At 63.6% G+C, this 528-nt stretch carries 1 protein-coding gene; it reads right to left on the reverse strand.

Going from position 1 to position 528, the window contains the following annotated elements; genetic code table 11:
• The coding region (locus F0185_RS34155; RefSeq protein ID WP_187362728.1) for a phage late control D family protein at positions 1 to 528 on the reverse strand (528 nt) is incomplete at both ends.

Consider the following 528-nt stretch of genomic DNA (forward strand, 5'->3'; position numbering starts at 1 on the left):
TGCGGATGCAGGACACGCGGTTTTCGTAGTACGACGGCGTTTCCACATTCACCTGGTAATTGTTGCTGGCCGTGTGGCGCACTTCCAGGATCAGGAAGTTTTTCGAGCCGTCGTCAAAGTGTTCCGTGAGCGTAAAGCTGCGGCCCGGCATGGCGTAGCGGTCGTTGCCGGCGCCTTCGAAATGCTTGCCGGACGCTTCGATTTCCTCCAGCCGCAAACGGGTCTTGGCGTCGCCGTCGCCGGCGTCCTTGAAGCCGTAGGCGCCCACGTATTCGTACACTTCCTTCTTGAGGACGTCACCCTGTTCGTTGACCGTCGGCAGCTGGGTCTTGACCGGTTTCGGGCTCTTGAAGTTGAAGCTGGACAAGGCGTACTTGGCCGGCACCAGGCGCCGCACCGGTGTCCATTCGCCCAGCGCATCGTCTTCCTCGGCGCCGGCGGCGCGGTTGAACGGGATGTGGCTCGGGCCGTCGATCGGCGCGGCGGCGGTCGAGTCGTCCGACAGGATCAGGGTGTGGCCGGAGGCGG

Source organism: Massilia rubra (assembly GCF_011682065.1).
In the GTDB taxonomy this organism is placed as follows: Bacteria; Pseudomonadota; Gammaproteobacteria; order Burkholderiales; family Burkholderiaceae_D; genus Telluria_A; species Telluria_A rubra.